The sequence below is a fragment of the Bacillus sp. FJAT-27445 genome (genome assembly GCF_001510665.1).
In the GTDB taxonomy this organism is placed as follows: Bacteria; Bacillota; Bacilli; order Bacillales; family Cytobacillaceae; genus Bacillus_D.
Window position 1 is genome coordinate 94003 of record NZ_LMTI01000008.1, and the last position, 6333, is coordinate 100335.

3 protein-coding genes are annotated in these 6333 nt (G+C 40.9%); all 3 read left to right on the plus strand.

All coding sequences use genetic code 11. The features are described 5' to 3' along the window. The first annotated feature begins 56 nt into the window (after nucleotides 1–56). Nucleotides 57–1019, plus strand: a complete 963-nt coding sequence (locus AR337_RS21205; protein WP_059174046.1) for an NAD(P)-dependent alcohol dehydrogenase — start codon at nucleotides 57–59, stop codon at nucleotides 1017–1019. Between the two features lie 379 nt (nucleotides 1020–1398). Next, on the plus strand, nucleotides 1399–5514 hold the full coding sequence (locus AR337_RS21210) for an Ig-like domain-containing protein (protein ID WP_059174047.1): 4116 nt from the start codon (nucleotides 1399–1401) through the stop codon (nucleotides 5512–5514). 386 nt (nucleotides 5515–5900) lie between these two features. Next, the coding region (locus AR337_RS21215) for a sigma-70 family RNA polymerase sigma factor (protein WP_216637396.1) at nucleotides 5901–6333 on the plus strand (433 nt) is incomplete at its 3' end.

Sequence of the window (6333 nt, forward strand, 5' to 3'; positions counted from 1 at the left end):
TACCGTTTCTATTGATATGTTCTACAAATAAAATACTAAAGAATAGAGGGAAACCCATGAGAGCCATGGTCCAAATCTCGTATGGTCCACCGGAAGTAATTGTCCCGCAAGATATCGCAAAACCATCGCCTGGAAACAAAGAAATACTCATACGTATCCATGCTGCCAAAGTAGGGCCGTCCGACTGCACTTTTCGCAAGGGTGATCCGTTTATGATTAAATTGATATATGGACTGTCCAGACCGAAATTTGCAATTGGAGGAAGCGAATTAGCCGGAGTGGTCGAAGCGGTCGGCAAAGAAGTAAATCATTTTAAAGTGGGTGATCGTGTTTTGGGAATGAGCGTCAAAAACTTCGGTGCTTATGCCGAATATAAGTGTCTTTCCGAAGAGACCGCCCTTGCGGTTATACCGGATAACATCTCCTTTGAAGAAGCAGTCGGCGTCTGTGATGGGGGTGCCACCGCATTGACGTTTCTAAGAGATAAGGCAAAGTTGCGGAAGGGACAAAAAGTGCTGATTAATGGTGCCTCGGGGGCTGTCGGCATCTATGCCGTGCAATTAGCCAAATACTATGGCGCTGAAGTAACCGGTGTTTGCTCTGCCGGCAACGAAGGCCTGGTAAGAAAAGCAGGGGCAGATTTCATTATTGATTATACCCAGGAGGATTTCACGAAGGCGGACAAAGCCTATGATGTCGTATTTGATGCTGTAGGTAAACGCTCTTTCTCGACATGCAAGCGCGTACTTACGGCCAAAGGAATTTATTTGACTACCTTACTTAAGCTCTCTATCATTACACAGATGTTGTGGACTTCCCTGTTTAAAGGCAAACGGGCTATTTTTGCAACAGCCGGCCTAATGCAAAACAAAGCGAATTTGGCGTTTCTCATGGAACTCGCAAGAAATGGAACGCTGAACGCCGTGATTGATCGTCGATATCCTCTGGAACTACTGCCGGATGCACACAAGTACGTAGAGACCGAACGTAAAAAAGGGAACGTGATTATTACGTTCTAATGTCAGCCGTGGCCTTCTCGCTCAAAAACTTGCCGCTACTTATGATAAGGATCATCGCATTGTATGTACCGGCAAGTTACCTTTTCAACCTATTCATTTGTCCATTTTAAGTATCTCTGACTCATAGGATTGAAAAACATTTTCTAGGTCCATAATGACATCTTTAATTATCAAATAACCCCTAGTGTGAACCTCCAAGTCTGGATTTCTTCCCACATGTAGTGATACTGTCCTATATTTTCTGTTTATCTCACATTCTTTATTTTTTCTAACAAAAATCCAACATTTCCTAAAAAAGGAAGGATAAGTGTCTGAATTCATCGAATGTTGTAATGCTTGGAATATAAATGGAAGAATATGATTATGGGGGAATATGATTATGAAGGTGTTCAGCAAGAAAAGAGTTACAGCATGGATATTAATGACAGTGCTGATTCTTTCTACTTTTGGTGGACTAAGCAGTCCAGCTGCAGCCAATGAACTAGTAGAAAACAGTCAGTCAAAATCGATGTCAAATGTGCAATTTGATTTAGAATCAGCAGTCTCGCTCAACAACACACCACAGCAAATTACACAACAAACAGCTGTAGTATCCTTCCCGCAAAAATTGACGGACTGGATATTGGATAAAGAAACAGGCATGATTTATGCAATATCTGACTCAACAAACAAGCTGTACTTTATGGACAAACAAACATTGGGAGTCACGAAAGAAATCCAACTTAGTGGCGCGCCGACAGATATGTATAAGTTTGAAAACAAACTTTATATATCACAAGAAAATAATTTGATTCAATCGGTTGATTTAACAACGAAATCATTGGATGAGCAATATTCGACCAACATTAAACCTACAGACGTGGCTGTATCATCCACACACATTTTTTTCGCTTCGGATTCGTATGTTTATTCGATTGACCGTACGACAAAAGCTTATAAATTTTACGACAATATTCGAATGAGTTGGTATGTGGATATTCAGGTTGGCAGTGATAATCGTACACTCTATTTGGCTGATAGAGTTTCGTCATCAAGCAAATTCTATTCATACGATAGTGTTGAGAAAAAAATGATTAGTGTTGCCAACAATGGTTTCCGAAGTCCTTCCGGGGAAATTATCTTAGACGACACGAGTGTCTACTTTGCTGGTTATCGAATGAATAAAAATGACTTGTCGGATTTCTTGGGTGAGTATCAATGGCTAGTGGGATATCCTTCCTATGAGGCGATAAAAATCTTGAGTGTTAGCAGCAATTATGTTTTAACAGCTCAAGGTATTTATGATAAAAATACCTCCCTTGATCTGGCGACACTACCCTTTGAGCCAACTCAAGGCATCTTGGATGAAGATGGCTCAGTGTACCTTTTCAAATCAGAAGCTTCAGCTGCAAGCAATAAAATCTATCGGTACGCCATTACGGTAAATCCACTTCCACAGGTTCAAATGAAAAAACAAGGTAATACGTTAGAAAGCAATTTTACCATTACGGACTGGGCAACGACTGAAGAGACGCCATACATTTACGCCATCTCCGAAAAAGCCAATGCGTTAACGGTTATCAGAAAAAGTGATTTCAGCCCTATTAAAAGCGTTTGGATTGGCTCCCGCCCAGTGGATGTCGAAATCAATAATGGGAAGGTGTATGTTGCCTTAAAAGGAGAATCCTATATAGCCCAGTTCAATATTGCCGATACCGAGAAATCTAATATGGGCATTGAAAAGCGATTAGTCAAGGGACTTCCGATCAAAATAGAACCGTATAAGGGGAAGGTTTTTTACACTATTTACGGTGAAGGGCGTAAAATAAGAGTTTTAACCGAAAGGAACGAGCACAGTGAACTGCCAGTTGATAGCAATTATTATGATTTAGATGCAAAGGAAGAAGCGTTGTATGTCATTGGATCGATCGACCACAAGAAAATTGATGCCAACACACACAGCACCATATTATCTGGCAATTATCACATCGTTGTATCTGATGAAAGAGATGACCTCATAAAAGAGGGTGACTTCCTTTACTTTGGCGATAGGAGATTAAGCGCATCCGATTTATCAACGTTAAACGGGACATTTCCAGAAAAAATTCTCTATGCCAAGGATGAACTTGTCTTCGGCAGCAGGGCCGTATACGACCGCAATACTTTTTCAAAAATCATCGACTTGCCATCGGTTATTTCCAAAGCGTATGTAGCGGATGATCAATCCATCATCGTTTCATCGGAGAAAAAGTTAATTAAGTATGCAAACCTTGACGAAGCCGACAGCAATAACATCACTCCCATCTATTCTGTATTTATAGATACCGATGACCGGGAAGGATGGGTAAGCGGATATTTATACATCGTTCCAAGGGAAACTTCCCAGGCAATTGAATCTTATAATGTCTATTTTACTGATTCCTTAAGGAATAAATTTGTAAAACTTAATATGGTTTTAGAATCACAAAAGAATGGAGTATTAATTTATAAACTACAGGGAAGGTATTCGATTTCTGATTCGCCTCTACTTGGCATCTATCCAGTTTTACCAGGCGGGATTGAGCATGATCAATTTTCCACCACTGAGGTTTGGGACTTACCAACTTATTTGGCAAGAGACATTCGTTTAACCAATACTGAATTCACTGAAAATGGATTTTCAGGAACCGTAACATGGGAAAAAGCGATAAAACAACCAGCAAACACTGCCTATCTAATCTACTTCATGGATAAGGAAGGCCCTGTCGGAGACCCGATTGAATTCGTTACAGCGGATCAACTATCCTATTCGGTAAACATAAATAATGTACCAATTCCAGATGGAACGATTGGACTTGCAATTACATTAATAACATCTAATGGCTACGTGCCTCCTTTCATCACAGGTGCTATTTTTGATGAGTTGAAAAGTCCAGCACCACTCCCTGAAAACATCATCATTACGAATAATCAATCATCAAACGATACAGTAGGTGTCAAAGGACTTACCGCAGGTGATACCATTCGTGTCTATAATGAAGCTGAGACGGCCCTTTTAGGCGAAGGAACGGTCGCAGCTGGCCAAACTTCAGTAACAATCTCGATTCCGAATATTGGATCGCCTGGCCAGAAGGTAAGCGTGACCCGCGAAACGATCGAATTATATGAAAGTGCTGGAACATTGGTTGTCATTCCTGAAACAGCAGCACCACCAGTGGTGACGCCGCCGCCTGTGGTAACGCCGCCGCCAGCAGTAACGCCGCCTCCTGCCGCAACACCGCCACCGGCACCAGCGCCTGCGCCGAAGGGCCATACCATCACCGCGACTGCGGGTACGCATGGAACAATTAGCCCTAATGGCAGCGTTGCAGTTGTTGAGGGAGCAAACCAGACGTTTACGATTACACCCGAAAAAGGGTATGAGATTGATAAGCTGCTAATTGACGGAATAGATGTATCGGCAACAAGCAATAGTTACACGTTTACGAATGTAAAGAGTAATCATACAATCAGCGTCACGTTTAAAGCAGCAAAAGATGTAACTACGCCATTAGAACTTTTTGTGGATGAAGTGACAAATACAGGAACAACCATTACAGGCACAACTGAACCACGTGCCAAAGTAACGGCTAAGGTTGGGACTAAGGTCATCGGCGAAACGGTTGCGAGTAATTCCGGACAATTCCAAATCAAAATTGCCAAGCAAGCTGCTGGAACGACAATAGTTGTAACCGCCACAGATGACACAAATAATGCAAGTGAACCCATTGAAGTAATCGTGACGGATGTAACTCCTCCCGCGGCACCTCAAGTGAATGAAGTGAAAGATTCATCCGGGACGGTTACAGGGAAAGCAGAAGCCGGATCCACTGTGACAGTATCTGTAGGCTCTAAGGCAATTGGAAAAGGAACTGCTGATAAAAACGGGAACTTCACCATCAAGATACCAACACAAAAAGCAGGTACAGTCTTAAAGATTGTGGCAACGGATGGGTCAAACAATACTAGCAAACCAACCAGCATCACTGTAGTTGATAAAACGCCGCCGGCAAAACCTACTGTAAACACTGTAACTTCAACGTCTGTTAAAGTAACAGGAAAAGCAGAGGCAGGCTCGACTGTAACAGTATCTGTCGGCTCTAAGGTAATCGGAAAAGGAACGGCTGATAAAAACGGAAACTTCACCGTCAAGATTCCAACACAAAAAGCAGGTACAGTCTTAAAGGTTGTGGCAACGGATCGTGCAAAAAATACTAGCACCCAAACTAGTATCACGGTAGTCGATAAAACGCCACCGGCAAAACCTACTGTAAACACCGTGGCTTCAACTTCAAGTAAAGTAACAGGAAAAGCAGAAGCTGGTTCAACTGTTATTGTGAAGGTTGGCAGCAAAGTAATTGGTACAGCAACAGCAGGAAAAGATGGAGCGTTTAGTGTGAAAATTCCTAAGCAAAAGGTTAAAGCCGTATTAACTGTTAGTGCCAAGGATAAAAGCGGCAATGAAAGTGTTGCGGTAAAGGTAACGGTAAAGAAATAGAGTTGTTGTGAGGCTGTCCTTTTGGGACAGTCTTTCCTATGATAAGCTTATCTGTCTTAAGTAAGAATCTAAACTAGCCAAATATAAACAAGTTTACAACTTGTATATATTTGGCTTTTACTCTTTTATGAAAAGGTTCAACGTAACTATTATTTATGGATTCTTATTACTCAAGTAAAAATTTGCTAGTATGTTTATATAGATTACACTGTTTTACCAAAAAAGGTTATTGATGATAATTCGTTATGCGATAGATTTACTAATTTTATTGTCATGATAGTATAGATGGCGTTTTTCAGGTGCATTATTCCATTTTCCGAAACTTTTTTAAATAGAATGAACGAACGATTGGACTAGTGCATCTAATTAGTAAAGGAGGCATGGAGATGGAAGAAATCGAACTTGCCAGACAAGCGATTAATGGAAATGAAGCTGCTCAACTTCAGCTTTTAAATCTATATAAAGAGCCTATGTATCGAATTGCTTATAGCTACATGCGAAATGAACATGATGCAAATGATGCTCTGCAAGAAATGACGTATCAATGCTTGAAAAACATTCATAAAGTTCAGAAGCCCCTGTATTTAAAAACTTGGCTCGTGCGCATTGTTATTAATACATGTTTAATGATGAAGCGGCAGAGAAAGCGAGATTTCGTAACGAATGACTTTCATGAAGAGTCTCAGCATATGGCAGAGCTATTTGAACTAAACGATTTCATATCAAAACTGCCCATTGAACAGCAGGAGCTTGTTCATTTGAAGTACTTTAAAGATTTAAAGAATAGTGAAATCGCAACGCTACTAAATGTTCCTGAGG